This is a genomic window from Actinoplanes sp. NPDC019969 (genome assembly GCF_055562375.1).
On sequence record NZ_JBVHFK010000009.1, the window covers coordinates 260,260 to 283,080 of the forward strand.

Here is a 22,821-nt window from a genome sequence, read left to right on the forward strand (position 1 = left end):
CTCATCCCTCGGGGAACAGCCGGGCGTAGTCGGCGTAGCCGGTGGCGACGTCGACCTGGGCCCAGAATCGGTGGTAGTTGAACGTCGGCGCGGGGCCGCCCTTCAGGTAGGCGTCGACCTTCCCGAAGTCCGGGTCGTTGCGGTAGAAGCTGCGGATGTCCAGGAACGAGACGCCCGGCTTGATCACGTCGCCGTTCGGCATCTTGCCGGTCCAGCCCGGCGGGATGTAGATGCCCTGGCCGGTGGTGGCGTCGTAGACGTCGTCCATCCGGTTGTAGTCGGCCCGGGTCTCGGTGACCGAGACGCCCTTGCTGTCCTTGAACGCCCAGATCGCGTCGAGCAGCCCCTTGGCCGCCGTCTTGGCCTGCGCGTTGCCGGACTTGGCGGCGTAGTAGGTGAGCACCTTCGCGAACGAGCCCGCGACGCCCAGGTCCTGGCCGTGGCTGGTGACCTCGACGTGCAGGTTGGTGTTGGCGGCCGGGCTGGACGGGTTCCAGGTGGCCGGCGCGCCGGTCCAGGCCAGGTCCGACGGGATGGAGAAGGTGTTCGCCCCGATGGTGCTGTTGGCGAGCGCCCACGGCACCCACTTGTCGAGCACCGCCTTGGCCTTGGCGTTGCCGGTCACGTAGTACAGCTCGGCGAGCCGCTCCAGGGACCAGGTCTGCATGCCGAACCAGCGGTTGGACGGCGGGTCGGCGTAGACCGGGGCCTCGACGTACGCCAGACCGTAGAACGTCGGGACGTTCGCGGGCCGGGCCGAGTAGTTGCCGTTCCAGCTGTTGGTCGCGCCACCGGCGATGGCGCCCTCGGAGGACTGCAGCCACTGGTAGAACTCGAGCTGCCGGTCGAGGCTGGCCTGCCAGTCGGCCTTCGCGGTCGGCGACTTCGGGTTGAAGGCGCTGACGTTGGACAGGATGTACGCGGCCATCGGGTTCTGGTAGCCGAAGTGGCTGGTGCTGGACCCGATCCGCCACGCCCAGCCGGCGTTGGTGTCGTAGGCGCCGCCCCAGGCGTAGTACCACGACATCAGGTTGCTGGAGCTGGACTTGCCGGTGCCGGCGGCGCAGGACGTGGAGGCGCAGCCGGGGTTCTTGAAGTACTTGTCGTAGAACGAGTACCGCAGGTAGTCACCCATCTTCGCCGCGTTGGCGACGGTCGTGGCGAGCTGCGCCTGCTTGCCCTGCGCGGTGGCCCACTGCAGCGCCCAGTACGCGACCTGGACGACGCGCGCGTCGGCGTCCGGGGCGTTGGTGTACTTCCACTGCTTGGCGTACGACGAGTCCTTGGTGAACAGGTCGAGGAAGCCGTTCGGGCCGCCGTGCTTGAACGTGTCGCAGGAGGGCTGCGGCACGGTCTCGAAGGTCGACTCCTGCGGGCCGCGCTGGAAGGTGTTGATGTACGCGACGCGGGTGGTGCCGTCGCCGCAGCGCCCGAAGCCGTACGTGTTGTCGACGTCGAGCAGCCAGTGCATGCCGTAGATGTCGGAGGTGCCGTACGCCGCCTTCAGCTCGTTGGCCAGCGGGTCCTGCCCGACCGAGACGCTGGGGTCGAGCTGCGACGGGTACTGCGACGGCAGCGGGTGCTCGGCCGCGTACGTCGCCGGCTTCGAGGGGTCGTACTTGTCGTTGGTCGGCTGGTCGGCGTGCGACGGGATGATGTACTTCTCCATCGTCGCCCAGGCGGCGTTGAACGGCGCCCAGTCACCGGAGACCTGCCCGTGCTCGGCCTCCAGCCACAGCCAGTAGCTGAACGCCTCGCTGGTGGTCTCGTGGCCGTGGTCGGGCGCCTCGTCGATCAGCGTCTCGACCGAGTGGTAGGGCACGCCCTCCGGGCTGAAGTACCCGTTGGCCGGGTTCTTCAGGTCGTTGTAGAGCTGCGTGAACCGGGCGTCGACAGCGCCCGCCTTGACCACCGAGACGCCGAGCTGGGCCGCGGTGTAGCCGCTGGAGGTGGCCGAGATCGTCGCCGTGTCGCCGATGGTGGCCGACGCGGCGGCGGCGACCGTGACGGCCTGGCCGGTGTTCCAGTTCGACGGGGTGAAGGTCAGCGTCGCCGGGGTCGCGGTGACCGCGGTGGATCCGGCGCTGCGGGCCACGGCCACCGTCACGTTCGCCGTGGGCGCCTTGCTCAGCGAGATCTTGAACGAGCCGCTGGCGCCCGGGTTGATGGCGAGCGAGGTGGCGTCGGCGACGATCGCCGGGGTGGTGGCCGCGTCCACGAAGACCGGCACGTCGGCGGTGCTGCTCTTGGTGCCGGCGTTGTCGTAGGCGATCGCCTGCAGGTGGTAGGCGGCGCTCTGCGCCGGGACCCCGTCCCAGCTGTACGAGTACGGCGCGCTCGTGTCGGTGCCCAGCAGCAGCCCGTCGTGGTAGAACTCGACCTTGCTGATGGTCTGGCCGCTCGCCGCGGTGGCGGTGGCCGCGATCGGGATCGACGCGGGCGCGGTGTACCGGGTGTTCGCCGCCGGGCTGTCGATCGCCACGGCCGGCGCGTTCGCCGTCTTGTTGCAGGCCGTGCCGTTCAGGGTGAACGCGGTCGGCACCGGGTTGGCCGAGGTGAAGGTGCCGTTGAAGCCGCTGCTCACGGTGCCGTTGGTGGGCAGCGACCCGTTCCAGGCGGCGTTGTTGACGGTGACGTGCTGGCCGGTCTGGCTGTACACGCCGCTCCAGCCCTGCACCGCCTTCTGGCCGGCGTCCGGGAAGTCGAACTCCAGCTTCCAGGTGCTGAGCGCGTCACCGGTGTTCTTGATCTGGATGTCGCCGGTGAAACCGCCCGGCCACTGGCTCTGCACCTTGTAGACCACGGTGCAGCCGGCCGCGGCATAGGCCGGGGCGCCGGCCACGAGGATCGCTCCGGCGCCGAGAACGGCGGCGCCGGAGGCGGCGAGCCTGCGTCGCAGGCGTTGCCTGAAGGGACTCACGGGGGTGTTCCTCTCCGCCGGGGTACGGGCGGCTCTTTCGGTGTGTTGAGTTCGGCCGCTATGCGCGCCCGAACTCAACACAGCCGCCGGGGCCCGGCCTACGGGGTGGTGGAACAGGTGATCGGGGACGGGACGGGGTTGGTGCCGGTGGTGCTGCCGAGGAATCCGAACGTGGTGGACGCCCCGGACGCGAGGGTGCCGTTGTAACCGGCGTTGACGACGCTGACCGCCGTGCCGGACTGGGTGGCGGCGCCGCCCCAGCTCTGCGTGACCTTCTGCCCGCTCGGATAGGTCCAGCCGACCTTCCAGCCGGTGGTGGCGGACGCGCCGTTGTTCGTGACGGTGACCTCACCCTGGAAGCCGCCGGTCCACTGGCCGGTCACCCGGTAGGTGGCGGTGCAGCCGGTGGACGTGCTGGGCGAGACGGAGATCGACGGGGAGACCGGGATCGAGGGCGACACCGGGACGGAGGTCGACGGGGTCGGGCTGGACGGGCCGCCCTGCCGGTCGGCGTAGAGGATGCCGCGGCCGTTGGTGCCCAGGTAGACCCGGCCGTAGATCCGCGGGTCACCGGCCAGGGCGTCACCGGCGTTGCCGTACCGGTGCTTGTCGTCGTTGATCCGCACCCAGGCCGCGCCGCTGTCGTCGGAGCGGAACACGCCGTCCACGCCGTCGACCGTGCCGACCAGGAACACCGCGGGGCTGGTGGCGCCGGGGGCGGCCTTGCCGAAGGCGACGTTGATCCCCTCGGTCACGCCGCCGCCGACGGTCGCGAAGGTCTTCCCGGAGTCGGTGGAGCGCAGCAGGCCGGTCTCGCCCGCCAGCCACACCTCACCGGCGGCGCCGGGCACGGCCTTCAGGTTGACCCGGCCCGCGGTGGGCATGGCGGCGCCGGAGGCGGTGAAGGTCGCCCCGCCGTCGGTGGAGGTGTAGAACGTGCCGGCGGCGTACCCGTAGAAGGTCTTGGGGTCGGCCCGGTCGCTCTCGACCTTGGCCCCGGCGGGGATGCCGGTGGCGGCGGTCCAGGTGCTGCCCCGGGTGGTCGAGTAGTGCACGCCGGCGCCTACCGGCGACCAGACCACCGCGGTGGCGTCGGCGCCGACCGCGACCGTGCCTCCGCCGGTGACGCCGGACGGCTCCTGGCCCGGGTACCAGTTCTTGCCGCCGTCGGTGGAGACGCCGATGTGCGGCGCCGCCTCGGCGTTGCCGACCCGGACGAAGAACGCCGGGTTCAGCTCGGCGAAGTCGAGGCCGGTGTTGCTGCCCAGCGCCGGGCTGTCGTGGAAGCTCGGCTGCACCGTGTCCAGGTCGGCGTGGTGGAAGCCGCCGACGTCGCCGAGGGCGCTGACCAGCGGCGCCCCGGACGGCGGGCTGGCCAGGTCGAGGACCGCGGTCTCCTCGATGCCCTTCGCGAACGGCTTGATGGCGAACGTGGTGTTGGAGTCCCAGTTGGTCAGCTGGGTGGTGCCGTACAGGGTCGCGCCGGTGCCGTAGAGCAGCCGGTCGGAGTCGAACGGGTCGATCTCCAGGCTCTCGTTCATCCAGCCGAGCTTCGGGGCGGTCTCCGGCGGGCTGGGGTTGCCGTTGAAGTCCAGCCACGGGTTCGCCGAGATGTCCATGGTGTAGCGCTTCGTCTGGCTCGGGTAGCCGTTCCAGTCCCAGATCCGGGTCCAGGTGGCGCCGTAGTCGGTGCTCCGGAAGAAGATCGCGTCCGGCCACCAGGAGATCTGGGTGGCGACCATCAGCGTGCCGGGCTTCTGCCGGTCCACGGTCAGTCCGGAGTACCCGTAGTAGCGGTCGGCGGCCGGGGTCGGCGAGATGTCGGTCCACACGCCGGTGCCGGTGTCCAGCCGGGCGACCTGGCCGGCGGCGCCGTCGTACGGCCCGCCGGTGTCGCTGGTGGCGATGAACAGGTACCTGCCGTCCACCACGCCCTTGTGCGCCAGATACCCGGTCGGCTGGCCGGGGATCCGCTCCCACGTCGCCCCGGAGTCCAGCGACCGGTAGACCGGGTTCTCCTTGTCCGCCACGCCGACGTAGACCGCCGGTGACGCCGGGTCGAAGGTGACCCAGGTCAGTCCCTGGTTCTGGCTCTGGTACCCGCTGGTGTCGGACGGGTCGGCCACGTAGTTGCCGGCGTTCGGGAAGTTGGACACCTCGGCCCAGGTGGCGCCGTAGTCGGTGCTGCGCCAGAGTCCGTTCCCACCCTCCGCGGCGAAATAGACCTTCCGGTTGTCCCGCGGGTCGACGGCGAGCCGCTCCCCCATGCCGCGGCCGGGCATGTTGCCGCCGACCTTGAACGGCAGCATGGTCCGCTGCCAGGTGGCGCCCTTGTCCCTGGAGCGCAGGATCGCGCCGTTGTTGGGGTCCCAGGAGTTGGTGTACATGCCGACGGCGGCGTAGACCCGGCCGGTGTCGACCGGGTCGGTGGCGATGCTGAGCACCCCGTTGTGGCCCCAGTCGTCCTGGCCCACCCAGTCCAGCAACGGGGTCCAGCTCTGCGTGGCCTGACTCCAGCGGTAGGCGCCGCCGATGTCGGTCCGGGCGTACACGAGGTCCTTCTCGCCCCGGTTGAAGACGATGCCGGGGACGAACCCGCCGCCGTCGATCCGGACGTTCTGCCAGGTGTAGGGCTCCGCGGGGGCGGCGGCAGCCAGGTGTGGGCCGGAGGCGACGGCGACCGCCGTGACGGCGGTCGCGAGGGCGGCGACGATCGCGACGCCGGGGAACCTTCGCATCGAGAAGGACCCTTTCATCGAGAAGCATGAGTGGGAGCGCTCCCAGAAGCGTCTGCCGATGTCATCTTCATGTCAAGAGCCGGAAATCTCTTGGTGACAGTTGGGCCACACTCCGCGACGCTCGGTTCGAGCGCGGGAGGCCAGGGGCATGAAGACGACATTCAGTGACAAATAAGAGGCGAGTCGCGTGTGTATCATTCGGCCGGAACACGCAGGCCGGAACCAGCCGAGGAGCCGGCCGGCCGGGCCGGGAAGAGGCCGGTTGAGCCACGATCCGAACACGTGGCGTGACCGCGGTCCGGCGTAGCGGTGGAGGAGATTGCATGAAGGTTTGCGTTGTCGGTACCGGCTATGTCGGCCTGACCACGGGCGTCAGCCTGGCCTTCCTCGGTCACGAGGTCACCTGTGTGGACCTCGACCAGGCCAAGGTCGACATGCTGCGTGCCGGGAAGTGCCCGATCTACGAGCCCGGGATGGAGGACCTGCTCGCGGAGGCCGCGCCGAACCTGACGTTCACCACCTCGTACGCGGAGGGCGTGCCCGGCGCCGACGTGGTCTTCGTGGCGGTGCAGACGCCGTCGGCCGCGGACGGCAGCCCCGACCTTCGCTACCTGCGCAGTGCCGCCGAGAGCGTCGCGCACGCCCTCGACCACGACTTCACCGTGGTGGTCAACAAGTCGACCGTGCCGATCGGCAGTGGCAACTGGGTCGACGCGATCCTGCGCGACTCCTTCGCGACCAGGGAGGACCGCCCGGCCGGCGTCGAGTTCGCCGTCGCGTCGAACCCGGAGTTCCTGCGCGAGGGCAACGCGATCGCCGACACCCTCTACCCCGACCGGATCGTCATCGGCTCGGACAACCCGCGCAGCCTCGAGGTGCTCAACCGCCTCTACCGGCCGATCATCAACCAGACCTTCACCGCGCCGAGCTTCCTGCCGCGCCCGGAGGACGCCAACGCGGTCCCGCTGGTCTCCACCGACCTGGCCTCCGCCGAGCTGATCAAGTACGCGGCCAACGCGTTCCTGGCCCTGAAGATCAGCTATGCGAACGAGATCGGCCAGCTCGCCGCCAAGGTGGGCGCCGACATCACCGAGGTGGCCCGCGGCATGGGCCTTGACCAGCGGATCGGCTCGCGGTTCCTGCAGCCCGGCGTCGGCTGGGGCGGGTCCTGCTTCGGCAAGGACACCAAGGCGCTGATCGCCACCGCCGCCGAGTACAACCTCGAGATGCCGATCGTGAAGGCCGCCCGCGAGGTGAACAGCCGGCAGCGCGCGATCGCCGTCGAGCGCCTCCAGGACGAGCTGCGCATCCTGAAGGGCCGCAAGATCGGCCTGCTGGGGCTGGCGTTCAAGCCGAACACCGACGATCTGCGCGACGCGCCCGCGCTCGACATCGCGAACTCGCTGATCGCCCGGGGCGCCCGGGTCAAGCTGCACGACCCGGTGGCGGCCGAGCGGTTCCGCGCCGAGCAGCCGGAGCTCGCGGCCTACCTCAGCCCGACCATCGACGACGTGTTCGCCGACTGCGACGCCGTGGTGCTGGTGACCGAATGGGCCCAGTACCTCGAGCTGGACTGGTCGAAGTTCGTCGGCCTGATGCGCACGCCGATCCTGCTCGACGGCCGGCACGTGCTCGACCCGGACCGGATGCGCCGTCTCGGCTACCGTTACGTGGCGGTCGCCGGTTAGACCCCCTTACCGTGTGGCGTCCGTGAGTTCGCCACCTCACCGCCGTGGCGGCCTGCCGGCTGCCGCGGCGGTTCCTTTTTGGGGCTGTAGTGACGGATAAGCGCATAGGTTCCCACGAGGCCCCAACAAAACCGACTCACACCATACGGGATAACCGTTTAGTCTGGATAAATCCGGGTAAGTCAGCGCAGTGAGAGTCGGATACCGGTAGGCTCTTCCGCCAATCTTCTTAACCGGTTAAGGTGCCGGTGGGTCGCAGCGATATCGTTACCGACTCGATCGCGCTGAAATCATTGCGCAACTTGCCGGTTACCTCTTGACTGTTGGTCAAGAAGCGCTTCGGACGGCGGCGTCGCAAGACGCCGGAGGCGCTATGACATAGGGAGCGGTATGTTCGTTCATCGTGGGAGTTCGCGTTCGCGGGTCGCGATCGCCGGGGCCCTCAGCATGGGCCTCGTCTTCGGTCTCAGTGCGTGCGGTGACAGCAAGGACGAGGAGCCGGGCACCGGCGCGACCTCGCTGGCCGCCATCGACTGCACGCCGTACAAGGCGTTCGGCGACCTGACCGGCAAAGAGGTCTCGATCTACACGGGCATCGTGACCCCGGAGGACACCCCGCACAAGGAGTCCTACAAGCCCTTCGAGCAGTGCACCGGCGTCACGGTGAAGTACGAGGGCGACAAGGCCTTCGAGACGCAGATCCTGGTCCGCGCCGAGGCCGGCAACGCGCCCGACCTGGCCTTCGTGCCGCAGCCGGGTCTGCTCCAGCGCCTCGTCGACACCGGCAAGGCCAAGGAGGCTCCGGCCGAGGTCGCCGCGAACGTCGACAAGTTCTGGGGCGCCGACTGGAAGGCGTACGGCACCGTCGGCGGCAAGTTCTACGCCGCCCCGCTGGGCGCCAACGTCAAGTCGCTGGTGTGGTACTCCCCGAAGGAGTTCAAGGACAGCGGTTACGCCGAGCCGAAGACCCTGGCGGAGCTGAAGACCCTCACCGACAAGATGGTGACCGACGGCAAGAAGCCGTGGTGCGCCGGCATCAACTCCGGTGAGGCGACCGGCTGGCCGCTCACCGACTGGATGGAAGACTTCATGCTGCGGCTCTCCGGCCCGGAGACCTACGACAAGTGGCTGAAGCACGAGATCCCCTTCAACGGCCCCGAGGCCACCAAGGCCCTCGACGCCGTCGGTGAGTACCTGAAGAACGACAAGTACGTCAACGGCGGTCTCGGCGACGTCAAGAGCATCGCCAGCACCACCTTCCAGGACGGCGGCCTGCCGATCCTCGAGGGCGAGTGCTCGCTGCACCGCCAGGCCTCGTTCTACGCGGCCAACTTCCCGAAGACCGCGAAGGTGGGCCCGGACGGCGACGTCTTCGCCTTCTACCTGCCGGGTGAGACCGCCGACAGCGCCCCGGTCCTCGGTGGTGGCGAGTTCACCCTCGCGTTCGCCGACCGTCCCGAGGTCAAGGCGTTCCAGACCTACCTGTCCAGCGACACCTGGGCCAACGCCAAGGCCAAGGTCTCGTCCGGCTGGGTGACCGCCAACAAGGGCCTGGACCCGGCGAACCTGCAGAACCCGGTCGACAAGCTGTCCGCCGAGATCCTGCTCAACCCGAAGGCGACCTTCCGCTTCGACGCGTCCGACATGATGCCCGCCGCGGTCGGCGCGAACTCCTTCTGGAAGGAGACCACCAAGTGGATCACCGGCCAGGACACCAAGACCACGCTCGACAAGATCGAAGCATCGTGGCCGAAGTAATCGGTTAGCACACAGGGGCCGGTCGGGACATACCCGACCGGCCCCTGGCAGTCCGATCACTTTTGTTCTTCACTGATACCCCTTACTGGAAACTCGCCAGGGAGGAACGGGCCGCGTGTTCACCACCGCCTCCACCACCAGCGACAAGTTGCTGCAGATGGTCGCAGCGATCTTGTTGTTCGCCGCCGTCGTCGGCCTGATCCTGTTCATCGCCAGCCGGTTCACCGGCAAGAGCGATCGGGCGGTCGCCGCCCTCTATCTCGCCCCCGTCGTGATCATGCTGAGCGTCGGGCTGCTCTACCCCGGTCTGCGGACCATCTACCAGTCGTTCTTCGACGCCTCGCTGAACAACTTCATCGGGCTCGACAACTACCAGCGGATCATCGAGGATCCGGACCAGCGACTCGTACTCCGCAACACGTTCTTCTGGGTGCTGGTGACGCCGTTCGCGGCCACCGGCATCGGCCTGCTCTACGCGATCCTGGTCGACAAGGCCAAGGGTGAGTCGTTCGCCAAGGCGCTGATCTTCCTGCCGATGGCGATCTCCGGCGTGGCGGCGACGGTCATCTGGAAGTTCATGTACGAGTACCGCCCCGACCAGGGCAACATCAAGCAGATCGGTGTGATCAACCAGATCATCGTGCTGTTCGGCGGCAAGCCGCAGCAGCTGCTGATCGACTCGCCGCTCAACACTTTCCTGCTCATCGTGATCATGATCTGGATCCAGGCCGGTTTCGCGATGACCGTGCTGTCGGCGGCCATCAAGGCGATCCCGGACGACATCGTGGAGGCGGCCCGGCTCGACGGCGTCACCCCGTGGGGCATGTTCCGGTTCGTCACGGTCCCGGCGATCCGGCCGGCCCTCGTGGTCGTGCTGACCACCATCGCCATCGGCACCCTCAAGGTCTTCGACATCGTGCAGACCATGACCGGTGGCCGGTTCGAGACGAGCGTGATCGCCAACGAGTTCTACAGCCAGGCCATCCGCACCGGCGACCGTGGCTTCGGCTCGGCGCTCGCGGTCGTGCTGTTCATCCTCGTGATCCCGATCGTCGTGTACAACATCCGCCAGCTTCGCCGTTCGGAGGCGTGATGACCACCGAAGCACCCATCACCACAGCGCCGGTCGGCGGAGCCGTCAAGAAGGTCGCCACCCCGGCGGCCGCCGCGAAGAAGAAGCTCTCGTCGCCGTGGGCGTCGCTGGCCGCGATCGTCATCGCGGTCCTCTGGACCCTGCCGACGTTCGGCCTGCTGATCACGTCGTTCCGGCCCGAGGCGGACATCAAGAAGACGGGCTGGTGGACGTTCTTCTCCAACCCGCTGGTGACCTTCGAGAACTACGAGGCGGTCTTCGGCGGCGGGGACGGCGGCGTCAACCTGGCCGACTACTTCCTGAACTCGCTGGTCATCACCATCCCCTCGGTGCTGATCCCGCTGTTCCTGGCGTCGCTCGCGGCGTACGCGTTCGCCTGGATGAACTTCCCCGGCAAGAACCTCCTGTTCATCGTGATCTTCGCGCTGCAGATCGTGCCGCTGCAGGTCACGCTGATCCCGCTGTTGACGTTCTTCGTCGACATCGATCTGGCCGGCACGTTCTGGACGGTCTGGCTGGCGCACTCGACGTTCGCGCTGCCGCTGGCGATCTACCTGCTGCACAACTTCATCAAGGAAGTGCCGTCCAGCCTCATCGAGGCGGCCCGGATCGACGGCGCGGGCCACGTGTCGATCTTCTTCCGGGTGCTGCTGCCGCTGCTGACCCCGGCGCTGGCCGCGTTCGGCATCTTCCAGTTCCTCTGGGTGTGGAACGACCTGCTGGTCGCGCTGACCTTCACCGGGCCGCAGATCTCCCCGATCACGGTGCAGCTGTCGAACATGACGGGCACCCGCGGCACCGCGTGGTACCTGCTGTCGGCCGGCGCGTTCGTCTCCATGATCGTCCCGGTCACGGTGTTCCTGCTGCTCCAGCGCTACTTCGTGAGAGGGCTGCTCGCGGGCAGCGTCAAGGGCTGACACCCCGCACGTCACCGAGGGCCGCGCCGGATCTCCGGTGCGGCCCTCACCATTTCGCTGACGATCAACCCCATGCTGAGGTACGGGCCACGCACCGTCCCGTGACTCGCGGCGGCCACGGCAGGCGTCCCCTTACCGCCGTTCCGCGGGTGCGGGTCATGCATGCCCGTCCCGGTCACCCCCGGCTGGTTCTCAGGGCTGTCTCGACCCGGTCGGGACAGCTCCCACGACCAACCGGACGGAACGGGCGGCGATCAGGCAGCTCAGGGCCAGCAGGATCACGGGCAGGAGGTACGCGGCGCCGACCGCCGCCGCGAGGTCCGGTTGTGCCGCCGCCCGCGCCACCGGGTCCAGAGCCAGCATCCCGCTCACGCCACCCGGCAGCCGGGCCGCGACCGACATGCTGAGCGTGATCGCCACGACCGCGCCGCCCACCGCCGACGACAACTGCTGGGCCAGCGCGAACAGTGTGGTGCCCCGGGGCGTCTCGGCCTGGTCGAGGTCCCGCAGCGAGACCGTCATCGTCGGCATCAGGGTCGCCCCGGAACCCGCGCTGAGCAGCATCGACCCTGCCACGATCCACGGATAGCCGGCGTCGGTGACGGTGGCGGCGAGGAGTGCCGCTCCCCCGGCCGCGCCGAGACCCGTACCGGTCAGGATGATCCGCCGCGCCGGGACCCGGTCGACGAGCCGGGTCGCGATCTGCGCCACCACCCCGACCGTGATCGCGGACGGCAGCGTGAGAAGCCCGATCAGCGTCGCCGGATCGCCCCGTACCCCGAGCACGTACAGCGGCAACACCGTCATCGTCCCGAAGTAGGCCGGACCGAGAGTGTTCAGCACGCCGAGCCCGGCCCGGACCGGCTGGTGCCGCAGCAGCCGCAGATCGACCAGGGGATGATCGAGGTGCCGGGCCCGCCGCACGAACCCGGCGAGCATGCCCGCCCCGGTCACCAGCAGCCCCGCGCCGGCCGCGAGCACCGGGCCGAACGGCCGGTCGAGGAGGGTTCCGCCGAGCACCAGGAGCACCGCCCCGCCGGAGAGCAGCAGCAGGCCGGTCCAGTCCACCGGGCGGCGCGCCGGCGGGCCGTCGCCGGACGGCAGGACGCGGGCGCACACCACCAGGGCGAGCACGCCGACCGGGATGTTGATCAGGAAGATCCAGCGCCAGGAGGCCGTGTCGATCAGCCATCCGGCCAGCAGCGGACCGGCCACCGGGCCGATCACCAGCGGCAGCACCAGCAGGCTCATCAGCCGGCCGCGCGCCTCCCGGGGCGCCGCCCGCAACCCGATCGCCATCGCCACCGGATTCAGCAGGCCCCCGCCGAGTCCCTGCAGGAACCGGAACACCGCCAGCGACACCATGCCCCAGGCCAGCCCGACCAGCGCCGAGAAGACGGTGAAGACCAGCAGCGCCACCAGGTAGACGCGGCGGGCGCCGAAGCGGTCCATCGCCCAGGCGGCGAGCGGGATCACCGCGACCAGCCCGAGCAGGTACGCGATCGTGGCCCACTGGGCGGCCGGCAACGGCACGTCCAGTCCGGCGACGATCGCCGGGACGGCCACCGCGGTCACCGTCGTGTCGACGACCACCATCAGGCCGCCGAGCGCCAGGCTCAATCCGATCGCCCGGGTCCGCCGGTCCAGGCCCGCAGCCGTCCGGCCGGTTCCCACGGCGCTCATCAGCGGGCGTACGGCTGCTCGCGCCGCGCCGTCCGCAGCAGTCCCGCCCACCACCGCACCTCGTGCAGGGCCGCGTCGAGAGCACCGGCCACGTCCTCGGGCGGGGTGTAGCCTGCCGGGCCGAGGTTCGTCCACGGCTGCGCCAGCCCGACGACCCGCCGGGTGGTGACCATGTGCAGTTCGGCGAAGACGGCGCGCAGGTGCTCGGTGGCGAGCAGTCCGCCCTGGACGCCGTAGGACAGCACGGTGGCCGGTTTGAACATCCACTCCCGGTAGTGCCAGTCGATGAGCCGTTTCAGGCCGGCCGGATAGCTGTGGTTGTACTCCGGGGTGACGAACAGGTACGCGTCGGCGGCGGCGAGCCGGTCCGACAGCGGGGAGCCGGCGCTGCCGCCCGGGCTCAGCCGTCCGTCATCGGGCAGGCCGGCCTCGGCGCAGTCGATCAGATCGACCTCGAAGGCCGCGCCGGCCGCGCGGAACGCCGCCCATTCCGCGACGGCACGGCCGACCCGCTGCTCGCGGACGCTGGCGGCGATCACCGCGATCCGCAGCGGCTCCCGGCCCGGCACGGTGATGGGTGGTTCCGCGAAGGATGTCTCAGTCATGACCACAGGCTCGGGCTTCAACCAATGTTGAAGTCAAGCGCTCGGTGGAGCAGGATGACGTCATGACCGCACCAGCGCAGACCACTTACACGCTCACTGTCGGCGAGGTCGCGGCGGCCGGCGGCGTCGCCTCGTCGGCCGTCCGGTTCTATGAGCAGCACGGCGTCATCCGGGCCGTGCGCACCGCCGGTGACCAGCGCCGGTTCAGCACGGACGCGGCCTGCCGCATCCGGGTGGCGAAGGTCGCGCAGCGGGTCGGCCTGACCGTCCGGGAGATCACCGAGGTCTTCGCCGCGCTGCCCGAGGATCCCGCTCCCGAGGACTGGGGCCGGATCGCCGACACCCTGATCCGGGAGGCCGAGGAACGGCTGGCGGCGCTGCGCGCGAACCTCGAGGAGATGCGGTCCGGCGGGAAACTCTGCCAGATGTGAGCCGCCGGCCCCGGGAGACCCGGGGCCGGCGGATCGTCACGGCTGGCTGCGCGGGCTCTCCGGGCCCAGGGTGTCGATGAACTCGTGCGGGTCGTGCACCTTGCTGCTGGTCCGGGCGGCGTCCGCCTCGGCCTTCAGCGCGGCCGAGACACCCTTGGTGTCGACACCGGGGATGGCGGCGACCGTGTCGTACGCCTTCTCGGCGAGGACGTAGGCGGCCCGGTAGTCGTGCGCGGCGAACGCCTTGGAGGCGCCGCCGAGCAGGGCGTCGGCGGCCTTCAGCGCGAGCCTGCCCTTGCCGGCCGGGACGGTCGCGGCGAGACGGTTCGCGGCCTCCCAGTAGGCGGCGGTCAGGAACCGGTCGCTGTTGTCCCGGTCGAACTGGCTGAAGTCCCAGTTGACATCGATGTAGCTCATGATCGAGTTGTTCTCGTCGCCGGCGTTGACGAAGAAGAACTCGCCGCCGGCGCCGTAGGCGACACCGGTCGCGCTGTCGTAACCGTCGTGCGGGTGGCTCAGGCCCAGGTGGTGGCCGACCTCGTGGATCTGGGTGGTGGTCAGGCCGTACCCGAGTTCGACGATCTCCGGGGAGATGAACGAGAACACGTACGACTGGGTGCCGTCGACCCAGTTGTCGTCAGCCACGCCGAGGCCCGGCGTGCCGACGCCCGGCCCGACCGCGTAGTTGAACATCGGGATCTCGTGGTCGACCCGGCCCTGGTCGTCGAGCGCCCGGTCCAGGTTGCGGTTGTTGTAGATGAACAGGTTCGCGCTCGCCGGCAGGTCGGTGTCCGGGTAGCACGGGTTGTCGCCGTTGAGGTAGCCGAGGTAGCACTCCTCGGCCTTCGCGTCGAACGGCAGGTCCTGCTGATCCTGCGAGAACCGGTTGCGCCAGCGCAGCTCGGACAGCTCGTCGACGAGCAGCCCGGGCTTGATGTACTGCTTCGACGCGTCGACGCCCGGCCAGCCCTCGTAGGTGTTGCTGTCCAGGTCGAGGGTCTTCGGCGGCCAGGCCGTCGGCAGCTCCACCGGGTACAGCGGCGAGGTGGTGAAGAGCAGGTTCAGCGCCACGTACCGGGTGATCTTGCCGAGGTCGCCGGCCAGCGCCGCGGGGGCACGGAAGCCGTTGGCGGCGTACTCCCAGATCGGCGGCATCCGGTAGTCCGGCACGCCGTCGCCGTCCACGTCGGCGTTGTCGACGTCGTAGTTGGCCGTCCACGCCTCGGGGCCGGCCGACAGGTCGTGGAACCAGACCCGCCGGGTGGCGCCGAGGCCGGTCTCCTCGTCGTCGGCGGTGGTACCGCCCCAGGCGATCATCTTGCGGCTCTCGCGTACGGCGCCGAAGTCGTTGCCGGTGTCCGGGTCCGGCTCACCGATCTTGGTGTAGACGTGGTGCTTGAAGTCGGAGCGGCCGTACCAGTTCACGAAGAAGACGGTGTTGCGGCGGGTGTCGACACCGGCCGGCGGGTTGAAGGCCAGCCACTTCTCCACGCTCGGCGCGTCGATGGTGTGGTTGCTCGGAATGTCCAGGACGTTCTTCGCCTGGTCGTTGTAGGCCTGCTGGTAGTCGGTGAGCGGGGCCGGCTTGGCCAGCTTGCCGAGCTGCTGGAAGAACCTGTCCTCGTACGACTTGCCGGTGTACGTGAGTTTGTAGTCGTACTTGTAGGTGATGCCGAGCTTCTCGGTCACGCCGTACCACAGCCGGGAACGGACCACCGGCTCGTACCCGCTCGCCAGCTCGGCCGTGAAGGCGCTCTTCGCGACCTGCTCCGGCTCGTAGCCGACGAACACCACGTTGACCGGCACCTTCTCGACGAGGCGCGGCTGGCCGCCCGGCTGCAGATAGCCGAGCGACGGTGCGGCCCCCGCGGAGGCGGCGGGTCCCGCCGTCGCCCCGAGGAGGACCGCGACGACCGTCACGGTGAAAGACCTTCTCCATCCCATGAGGAGACACATTTCCATCTACGAATACCCAGGGGAACCCCCGCGTGTCTCGTATTGATTACGCTGACGGCCATGCCGTCCCCAGCATTGGAAATACGTCAGCTTCGCAAGAATTTCGGAACCTTCCGGGCGGTGAACGGGGTCGACCTGACCGTTCGTCAGGGCACGTTCCACGGGATCGTCGGCCCCAACGGCGCCGGCAAGTCGACCACCATCGGCATGGCCGTCGGGCTGATCGTCCCGGACGCCGGGGAGATCAGCATCCTCGGCCACGACGCGCTGCGCGACCGGGCCGCCGCCCGCGCCCTGACCGGGGTGCTGCCGGACGGCCTGGACCTGCCGGAACGGCTCACCGGAGCGGAACTGCTGCGGTACAGCGCCGGGCTGCGCGGCCTGTCCCGCGCCGCCGCGGCCGACCGGGTCACCGAGCTGATCGAGGTCCTCGGCCTGGTCAAGGCCGCCGCCACCCCGCTCGCCGACTGCTCCACCGGCAACCGCAAGAAGGTCGGCCTGGCCCAGGCGCTGCTGCACGCGCCCCGGCTGCTGGTGCTCGACGAGCCGTTCGAGGCCGTCGACCCGGTGTCCGCGGCGAGCATCCGGCGGGTGCTGCGCCGCTTCGTCGACAGTGGTGGCACCTGCGTGCTCTCCACCCACTCGATGATGCTGGTCGAGCAGATGTGCGACGAGGTCACCGTCATCCACCAGGGCGCCGTGGTCGCGGCCGGCACGGTCGCCGAGGTGGCCGGCGGCCTCCCCCTCGAGGACCGCTTCGTCGAACTCGTCGGCGCCGAGACGTCCGGCGCCGACGGCCTGTCGTGGCTGGTCCGGTGAGCGTCGCCGGCGGGATCGTCACCCCCTCTCAGATGCGGGCGGTCATGCTGCGGCGCTCGCTGCGCGAGAACCCCGCGCCGGCGGTGGCCGCGCTGGCCGGCCTGCTCGCGGCCGGCTGGCTGATTCACTACGCGGCGTACGGGGACCGCCACACCCTCTCCATCCTGGCCGGCACGTGGGTGCTCGGGTGGATCGTGCTCCCCCTGATGCTCGGCGGCGGGCGCGGCCGGGTCCGCCCGTCGCACCTGCGCCTGGAACCGATCGGCAGCCTGAGCGCCGCGGCCGGCCTGCTGCTCGCGTCAGCGGTCGGGATCGGGCCGCTGGTGTCCCTCGTGGCCCTCGCCGCGCTGCCGGTGCACGCGGCCACCTCCTCCGGCGGACCGGGCGCGGTGCTCGCCGCCGGGCTCGGCGCGCTGCTGCTGTGGCTGATCGGGCTCGCCGGGTCGGCGCTCGCGCTCGAGGCGATCGGGCACGCCGGTGGGCCGGCCGGGGCGATCCTGACCGGCGCGTTCACCGGCACGGTCATGGGTGTGCTGGGGTCGGTGTGGGCGGTCGCGCCGTGGATCACCGATCTGCTGGACGGCGCGCCGGAGCACGTCGTGCGCTGGCTGGCGTACTTCCCGGGCAGCTGGCCGCTGTCCGCGGCGGGCGGGACGGCACCGCATGCCGCCGGGCTGCTCCTCGGGCTCACGGCGGTCGCCGCCGTCGTCATCGCGGGATATGTCGCGCTGGTCCGCCGTACCCTCGTCGCCCGCACCTCCTGGCGGCCCCGGCTGCCGCGAGCCGCGAAGCCCGCCGTGACCACCGCCGGCCCGCGGCGTGTCCCCGGCGGACGGTGGGGCGCCGGGCCGATGTGGGCGGTGGCCGGCCGGGAACTGCGGACATGGGCGCGGCACCCGCTGCGCCTGCAGTACCTGACGTTCGCCGTGGTCTACGGGGCGCTGCTGGCCGGCCTGCCGCTGCTCGACGGCATCGCACTGCTGGCGCCGTGGGCGGGGGTGTTCACCGCGCTGTGGGCGGCGGCCATGTCGGCGGGACTGGTCGGGCTGGACGGCACCGCGCTGTGGATGCCCCTCACCATGCCCGCCGGGGAACGCGCCGAGGTCCGGGGCCGTGCCGCCGCCTGGCTGATTCTGATCACGCCGATCGCGGTGCTGCTGACCGTCGCCGGCATCGTCGCCGCACCCGGTGCCGACCCGCTGCCCGCGCTCGCGGTACTGCCCGCCGTGCTCGGGGCCGGCGCGACAGTGCCGGTGTGGGTGTCGCTGCTGCGGGTCCGGCCGGTGCCCGACGCGCGGCATCCCACCGCGGCCGACAATCCGACCGACATCGTCAGCGTGCTGGTCGCCAGCGGTGGCGGCCTGGTCGCCGCCGCCGTGCCGATGGCCTGGCTGATCTGGGGGCCCGGCGGGACGGCGTGGGTGGCGCCGCTGCTCGGCGTCGCGGCCGGGGTGGCCGCCTGGGCCGGTGGCGCCTGGCTCGCCGACGACCGGCTGGCCAACCGGGGCGCTGAGGTCCTCACCGCGGCCGGGCAGCGCACCCGGGCGCCGGAGACGCCGATCCCGCTGAAGCTGGACGCCGCGTGGTACCGGGAGAACCGGGCGACCGCGTGGGCGCTGGGCCTGCTGACCGTGGGCTGGATCCCGGTCGTCCCGCAAGGACTGATGGTGCTGGTGTTCGACATCTCCGGCGGCTGGATCGTGGCCTCGCACCTGTCCGGCGGCGCCCGGACCGGCACGGCTGTCGCGATGGTCGCCCTCGGCGGCGCGATGCTGCTGACCGGCCTCGTCCTGTGGGGCCGCCGCCCCCGTCCCACCACCGCCTGAGGCCGCGGGCTGCCCGGCCTCGCCGGGCAGCCCGCGCGCCCTCGTCAGGCCCTGCCCGCGGTCCCCACCGTGTCGTCCTCCGCCGCCCCGGGCCCGTCGTCGTCCGCGTCGTCCCAGAACGTCAGCTCGAAGGTGTCGTCCTGCCGGACGGTCAGGGTGATGCCGGTCCACGGGTCGTCGCCGTGCTCCTGCGTGGCGTCCCACAGGTCGCCGAGCAGGCCCGCGACGTCGTCGGCCTCCTCCGGGTCGCCGTCGAACGTGAACGACGTCCCGTCCGGCCGCCACATCGTGTAGTTGTGGCTGGACCACTCGTCGTCCACCTCCCCGTCGAGCACCAGCTCCTCCGCCTCAGCCGGGAGGATCTCCCGGAGCAGGGCGGCGAGCTCGTTGATGATCTCGTCGGGGGTGGGCAGCGTGTCGCCGTCGGTCCCGTCGTGGCCGCCCTCGTCCTGGCCGGCGTGGGTCGCGCCGGCAGGGGTCGCGCCGGCGTGGTTCTCGCCGGCGTGGTCGAAGGCCGCGGGCGGCACGGTCCGCGGCAGCGTCTCGATGCTGGTGGTGGTGTCGTCGCGCACGTGAGGAGCCTTCCCGATTCGGCGGAGATGCCGGACGGCGCAGCTTACCGATCACACACAAACAGCGGGTGATCCACCCGTGTCCGGCTGGCTCTCACGGCTGTCTCCGCGCGGTTGAGACAGCCGTGAGAGCCAGCCGGGACTCACCGCCGACCCGCAAGCCACCCGCATGCCCGATTCGCCCGGCTGGTTCGCAGGGCTGTCTCGGCAGGCATGAGACAGCCCTGCGAACCAGCCGGGGGGTGACCTCACGATGCGGTGAAGCGGGCGGTGAGGGTGGGAGCGCCGGGGCCGGTCAGAGCGGGCAGGGCAATCGTGCGACCGGTGCTGATCAGCAGGAGGGAACGGATCGGGCCGCGTACCTCGGGGCCTTCGCCGTGAGTCCAGGGCACGTCGGTGGCGGCGAGGTGAAGGCCGTCGAGCAGGCGGACGGTCCGCAACGGCGGTGGGAAACGCATCGTCAGGACGCGGTGGGTGGCCGCGGCGGCCGCCTCCGGCGGCACCGGATGGTCCCGCCCGAGCGGCACGGCGATGTCCTGCCCGTGGACGAGCAGGTCGATGAGGGTCTCCATCGGAGTGACGCCGATGTTGCGACGGCGCAGGGCGGCGGTGTCCCGGATCTCGCCGGCCAGCTGCTCCGGGGTGTGCGCGGCGGCCTGCCGGCGGGCCGCCGCCCGGATGTTCGCGTCCATGCCGCCGCGCTGCCAGTGCCGCAGCATGCCGGCCAGGTCGCGGAGGCCGAGCTGCTGGAGGGTGAGATGGGCGGCGACGTCGCGGACCGTCCAGCCGGCACAGAGCGACGGGCGGTCCCAGTCGTCCGGGTCGAGGCGGTCGAGCAGGTCAGCGATGGCGAGCCGTTGTCGGTGGATCTCGGGCCATGGGTCCATGTCGGTTCCTGTCCGGGATGGCCTCAGGCGGTGCGGACCGGTGCGAGGACGGCGGTGACGAGGTCGGTGAACTGGGACGACGGGTCGAAGGCTGGGTCGGGCATGGCGATCTCGTGCAGGACCACGCCGGTCCAGTGGTTCATCAGCAGGGGGGCGTGGCGCCCGGGATCGGCCGAGCCCGCGGCACGCAGCCAGGTGTGGAACCAGGCGTTGACGCGGGCGCCGGTGGCCCGCAGGCGATCACGCAGGCTCGGGTGGATGCCCGCCTCGACGAGGATCGCGTAGCGGGCCAGGGTGAGAGTGCGATGGGGTCCGGTGGCGTCGTGAGCGGCGCGGGTCATCACGTGCGCCATGTCGGACGGTGTGGAGGGCGCGACGCCGAGGACGAGGGCCTCGAAGTTGTGCTGCTCGCGGTCGGCGAAGCGCTCGACGACGGCGGTGAGGAGCGCGTCCCGTGTCCGGAAGAGATTAGAGGTGGAACCGGCGGGGAGACCGGCCGTGGCGTCGGTGCGGCGGTGGGTGAGACCGCGCATGCCGGATTGCCCGAGAACCTCGATAGCGGCATCGAGCACCTCGTCCCGTCTGCTTGCCATACCGTGCACACTACGCTTGTAGTTGTGTCTACTACAAGCGTAGTGTGATGCCCGGTGCGGGCGGACGTCGCGTTCGATGGCGATCGGGAGCTGCCCGGCGGAGCGACGGTGCCGGCGAAAGACGGTGTGATCGTCGCCGTCGCAGCGAACCGTGTCGCGCCGGACGGATGGGCGGAGCACTACGAGCCGGGGACCGCGGCGTGAGCAGGTCGGCGAGCCGCACCGGGCGGCTGCGCGCCGGGCTCGACGCCGACCTGCCGGTGGTGCGGGGCGATCCGATGCGCGACATCGGCGCGCTCGAGGAGGTACGGCTGGTAGCGGCCCGGGGGCGGATCACGGCCGAGGGCCGCACCCCCGGAAGGAGTGCGGCCCTCGGCCGATCGCGCTGACGTTCAGTACTGGTACGGCCCCGGCTGGCCGTAGTCGCCGCCCTGCTGCGGGCCGTTGTTCCAGTGGTGCATGTCCGGCCCGTTGTTCCAGTGCTTGTTGCCGTGGTTGTAGTTCCAGCCGTAGGAGACCTTCAGCGCCCACTCGCCGCTGTGGAACCCGCGGTAGACCTTGAAGCAGCTGTAACGCTGCCACTGCCGCTTGTACTGCCCGATCTTGCCGATCCGGTGGCAGGTCCCCGGGCTGTTGTAGAAGCCGTAGATGCGGTCCCGGCGCCGGACGTCCTGCTGCTGGCCGGCGGTGGTCCCGGCGGCGCTCACCGACGGGGTCGCGGGGGCCGCCGGGGAGGCCGCGGCGGGCCCGGCGGCCATGGTCAGGCCGGCCGCCGCAGCGACGCCGGTCATCACGAACGCACGTGTCACCTTGTTCATACGATCACCATTTCCGTAAGAAAGGGTAATTTCTGGACAAGGTGGATCGTATGATCGACAGGGGGTGTTGACCTTGGGAACACGCACCCCGAAAGAGTGAACTCCCGCAGCTCAGCTGCGGGAGTTCATACTTTCAGCCAGGGTGTGATCCTCCGTGGAGAGGAGGTCAGACCGCGATCTTGGTACGGGCCGCCGGGCGGAGGTAGACCGCCCAGGTGATCACCACACAGAGCGCGTAGAACCCGATGAACGCCATGTACGCCGCGTCCGCGTCCTTGTAGGTCAGGAACGACTGGCGGAAGGCCAGGTTGACCAGCACACCGCCGACCGCGCCGATCGCTCCGGCGATGCCGATGACCGCGCCGGAGATCCGCCGGGCCGTCGCCTCGTCACCGGCGTACTTCTGCTTGAAGATGGCCGGGATCATCTTGTAGGTCGAGCCGTTGCCCAGCCCGCTCAGGATGAACAGGCTGATGAAGCCGACCAGGTAGAGCGGCAGCGACCGCTGCTGCGCCGCGACCAGCACGATCGACGCGCCGGCCGCCATCGCCAGGAAGTTGAGGAAGGTGACCTTCGCGCCGCCGAACCGGTCGGCGAGCGCCCCGCCGAACGGGCGGATCAGCGAGCCCAGCAGCGGGCCGATGAAGGTGAGGTACGCGGCCTTGACCGGGGTGTTGAAGATGTCCGCGAACTGCACCTGCAGCACCTGGCCGAACGCGAAGCCGAACCCGATGAACGAGCCGAAGGTGCCGATGTAGAGCACCGACATGACCCAGGTGTGGCCCTGCTTCGCGGCGTCCCGCATGCCCTTCTTCTCGTTGCGGGCCTGCGAGAGGTTGTCCATGGAGAAGGCCGAGCCGACCGCCGCGACCACGATCAGCGGGATGTAGATGCCCGCCACGATGCCGGGGCTGCCGGCGCCGAAGACCGCGAGGACGAACAGGCCGGCCAGCTGGACCGCCGGGACGCCGATGTTGCCGCCGCCGGCGTTGATGCCGAGCGCCCAGCCCTTGAGCCGGTCCGGGTAGAAGGCGTTGATGTTGGCCATCGAGGAGGCGAAGTTACCGCCGCCGACGCCGGCCAGCGCGGCCAGGATCAGCAGGGTGTTGTACTCGACCCCCGGCTCGATCATGAAGGACATCAGGACCGACGGGACGAGCAGCAGCGACGCGCTGATGATCGTCCAGTTCCGGCCGCCGAACTTGGCGACCGCGAACGTGTACGGGATCCGCAGCGCCGCGCCGACCAGCGTGGGCACCGCCGTGAGCAGGAACTTCTGGGCCGGGTCGAACCCGTAGGCGGGGCCGAGGAACAGGACCATCACGGACCAGAGCGACCAGACCGAGAAGCCGATGTGCTCGGAGAAGATCGAGAAGATCAGGTTCCGCTTGGCGATCTGCTTGCCGCCGGACTCCCAGAACTCCCTGTCCTCCGGCCGCCAGTCGTCGATCCAGTGTCCGTGGAGGGTCCGGGCGCCGGGTCTGTCCAGCGAGACAGGGGGCAACGTCGCAGTCATT

General features: G+C 70.2%; 19 protein-coding genes. 9 read left to right on the top strand and 10 right to left on the bottom strand.

Going from position 1 to position 22,821, the window contains the following annotated elements; all coding sequences use genetic code 11:
- Nucleotide 1: 1 nt before the first annotated feature.
- Complete coding sequence (locus ACZ3II_RS26870; protein WP_465520508.1) at nucleotides 2-2,920, bottom strand: glycoside hydrolase family 48 protein; 2,919 nt, start codon at nucleotides 2,918-2,920, stop codon at nucleotides 2-4.
- A 98-nt stretch (nucleotides 2,921-3,018) separates the two neighbouring features.
- Nucleotides 3,019-5,658 carry a cellulose binding domain-containing protein gene (locus ACZ3II_RS26875; protein WP_465520509.1) on the bottom strand — a complete coding sequence of 880 codons (2,640 nt, stop codon included), beginning with the start codon at nucleotides 5,656-5,658 and terminating at the stop codon, nucleotides 3,019-3,021.
- Between the two features lie 323 nt (nucleotides 5,659-5,981).
- Here ACZ3II_RS26875 and ACZ3II_RS26880 point away from each other — a divergent pair, with 323 nt between their 5' ends.
- The 4 genes from ACZ3II_RS26880 to ACZ3II_RS26895 all read left to right on the top strand — a co-directional run bounded on the left by ACZ3II_RS26880 (nucleotide 5,982) and on the right by ACZ3II_RS26895 (nucleotide 11,114).
- The gene (locus tag ACZ3II_RS26880) at nucleotides 5,982-7,346 is read left to right on the top strand and encodes a UDP-glucose dehydrogenase family protein (RefSeq protein WP_465520510.1); all 1,365 of its coding nucleotides are present in this window, start codon (nucleotides 5,982-5,984) and stop codon (nucleotides 7,344-7,346) included.
- 390 nt (nucleotides 7,347-7,736) lie between these two features.
- Entirely contained in the window at nucleotides 7,737-9,104 is a 1,368-nt protein-coding gene (locus tag ACZ3II_RS26885) for an ABC transporter substrate-binding protein (RefSeq protein WP_465520511.1), read from the top strand.
- A 157-nt stretch (nucleotides 9,105-9,261) separates the two neighbouring features.
- A complete protein-coding gene (locus ACZ3II_RS26890; RefSeq protein WP_465520653.1) occupies nucleotides 9,262-10,197 on the top strand; it encodes a carbohydrate ABC transporter permease in 936 nt (311 codons plus the stop codon).
- On the top strand, nucleotides 10,197-11,114 hold the full coding sequence (locus ACZ3II_RS26895) for a carbohydrate ABC transporter permease (RefSeq protein ID WP_465520512.1): 918 nt from the start codon (nucleotides 10,197-10,199) through the stop codon (nucleotides 11,112-11,114). The genes ACZ3II_RS26890 and ACZ3II_RS26895 overlap by 1 nt, the downstream gene beginning before the upstream one ends.
- Nucleotides 11,115-11,306: 192 nt before the next feature.
- Here ACZ3II_RS26895 and ACZ3II_RS26900 read toward each other — a convergent pair whose 3' ends face one another.
- Nucleotides 11,307-12,848: a DHA2 family efflux MFS transporter permease subunit gene (locus ACZ3II_RS26900; RefSeq protein WP_465520513.1), complete on the bottom strand. Its 1,542-nt coding sequence runs from the start codon at nucleotides 12,846-12,848 to the stop codon at nucleotides 11,307-11,309.
- Nucleotides 12,797-13,402, bottom strand: coding sequence for an NADPH-dependent FMN reductase (locus ACZ3II_RS26905; protein WP_465520514.1), 606 nt, complete (start codon nucleotides 13,400-13,402; stop codon nucleotides 12,797-12,799). The genes ACZ3II_RS26900 and ACZ3II_RS26905 overlap by 52 nt, the downstream gene beginning before the upstream one ends.
- 62 nt (nucleotides 13,403-13,464) lie before the next feature.
- Here ACZ3II_RS26905 and ACZ3II_RS26910 point away from each other — a divergent pair, with 62 nt between their 5' ends.
- Nucleotides 13,465-13,833: a MerR family DNA-binding transcriptional regulator gene (locus ACZ3II_RS26910; RefSeq protein WP_465520515.1), complete on the top strand. Its 369-nt coding sequence runs from the start codon at nucleotides 13,465-13,467 to the stop codon at nucleotides 13,831-13,833.
- A 36-nt stretch (nucleotides 13,834-13,869) separates the two neighbouring features.
- Here ACZ3II_RS26910 and ACZ3II_RS26915 read toward each other — a convergent pair whose 3' ends face one another.
- The gene (locus ACZ3II_RS26915; protein ID WP_465520516.1) at nucleotides 13,870-15,753 is read right to left on the bottom strand and encodes a zinc metalloprotease; all 1,884 of its coding nucleotides are present in this window, start codon (nucleotides 15,751-15,753) and stop codon (nucleotides 13,870-13,872) included.
- A gap of 96 nt (nucleotides 15,754-15,849) precedes the next feature.
- On the opposite strand from ACZ3II_RS26915, the gene ACZ3II_RS26920 reads away from it, so the two are divergent.
- Both ACZ3II_RS26920 and ACZ3II_RS26925 read left to right on the top strand, forming a co-directional pair.
- Nucleotides 15,850-16,608: an ABC transporter ATP-binding protein gene (locus tag ACZ3II_RS26920; protein ID WP_465520517.1), complete on the top strand. Its 759-nt coding sequence runs from the start codon at nucleotides 15,850-15,852 to the stop codon at nucleotides 16,606-16,608.
- Entirely contained in the window at nucleotides 16,605-18,434 is a 1,830-nt protein-coding gene (locus ACZ3II_RS26925) for a hypothetical protein (protein ID WP_465520518.1), read from the top strand. Before ACZ3II_RS26920 ends, ACZ3II_RS26925 begins: the two co-directional genes overlap by 4 nt.
- A 44-nt stretch (nucleotides 18,435-18,478) precedes the next feature.
- Here the strand turns inward: ACZ3II_RS26925 and ACZ3II_RS26930 are convergent, their stop codons facing one another.
- The 3 genes from ACZ3II_RS26930 to ACZ3II_RS26940 all read right to left on the bottom strand — a co-directional run bounded on the left by ACZ3II_RS26930 (nucleotide 18,479) and on the right by ACZ3II_RS26940 (nucleotide 20,486).
- Entirely contained in the window at nucleotides 18,479-19,006 is a 528-nt protein-coding gene (locus tag ACZ3II_RS26930) for an antitoxin YezG family protein (protein ID WP_465520519.1), read from the bottom strand.
- Between the two features lie 248 nt (nucleotides 19,007-19,254).
- The gene (locus tag ACZ3II_RS26935) at nucleotides 19,255-19,893 is read right to left on the bottom strand and encodes a maleylpyruvate isomerase family mycothiol-dependent enzyme (protein WP_465520520.1); all 639 of its coding nucleotides are present in this window, start codon (nucleotides 19,891-19,893) and stop codon (nucleotides 19,255-19,257) included.
- 23 nt (nucleotides 19,894-19,916) lie between these two features.
- Nucleotides 19,917-20,486, bottom strand: coding sequence for a TetR/AcrR family transcriptional regulator (locus ACZ3II_RS26940; protein WP_465520521.1), 570 nt, complete (start codon nucleotides 20,484-20,486; stop codon nucleotides 19,917-19,919).
- 54 nt (nucleotides 20,487-20,540) lie between these two features.
- Here ACZ3II_RS26940 and ACZ3II_RS26945 point away from each other — a divergent pair, with 54 nt between their 5' ends.
- Nucleotides 20,541-20,690, top strand: coding sequence for a hypothetical protein (locus ACZ3II_RS26945; protein WP_465520522.1), 150 nt, complete (start codon nucleotides 20,541-20,543; stop codon nucleotides 20,688-20,690).
- Nucleotides 20,687-20,875: a hypothetical protein gene (locus ACZ3II_RS26950; RefSeq protein ID WP_465520523.1), complete on the top strand. Its 189-nt coding sequence runs from the start codon at nucleotides 20,687-20,689 to the stop codon at nucleotides 20,873-20,875. Before ACZ3II_RS26945 ends, ACZ3II_RS26950 begins: the two co-directional genes overlap by 4 nt.
- 3 nt (nucleotides 20,876-20,878) lie before the next feature.
- Here the strand turns inward: ACZ3II_RS26950 and ACZ3II_RS26955 are convergent, their stop codons facing one another.
- Both ACZ3II_RS26955 and ACZ3II_RS26960 read right to left on the bottom strand, forming a co-directional pair.
- Nucleotides 20,879-21,304 carry a hypothetical protein gene (locus ACZ3II_RS26955; RefSeq protein ID WP_465520524.1) on the bottom strand — a complete coding sequence of 142 codons (426 nt, stop codon included), beginning with the start codon at nucleotides 21,302-21,304 and terminating at the stop codon, nucleotides 20,879-20,881.
- A 166-nt stretch (nucleotides 21,305-21,470) separates the two neighbouring features.
- The gene (locus ACZ3II_RS26960; protein WP_465520525.1) at nucleotides 21,471-22,820 is read right to left on the bottom strand and encodes a nitrate/nitrite transporter; all 1,350 of its coding nucleotides are present in this window, start codon (nucleotides 22,818-22,820) and stop codon (nucleotides 21,471-21,473) included.
- Nucleotide 22,821 lies beyond the last annotated feature (1 nt).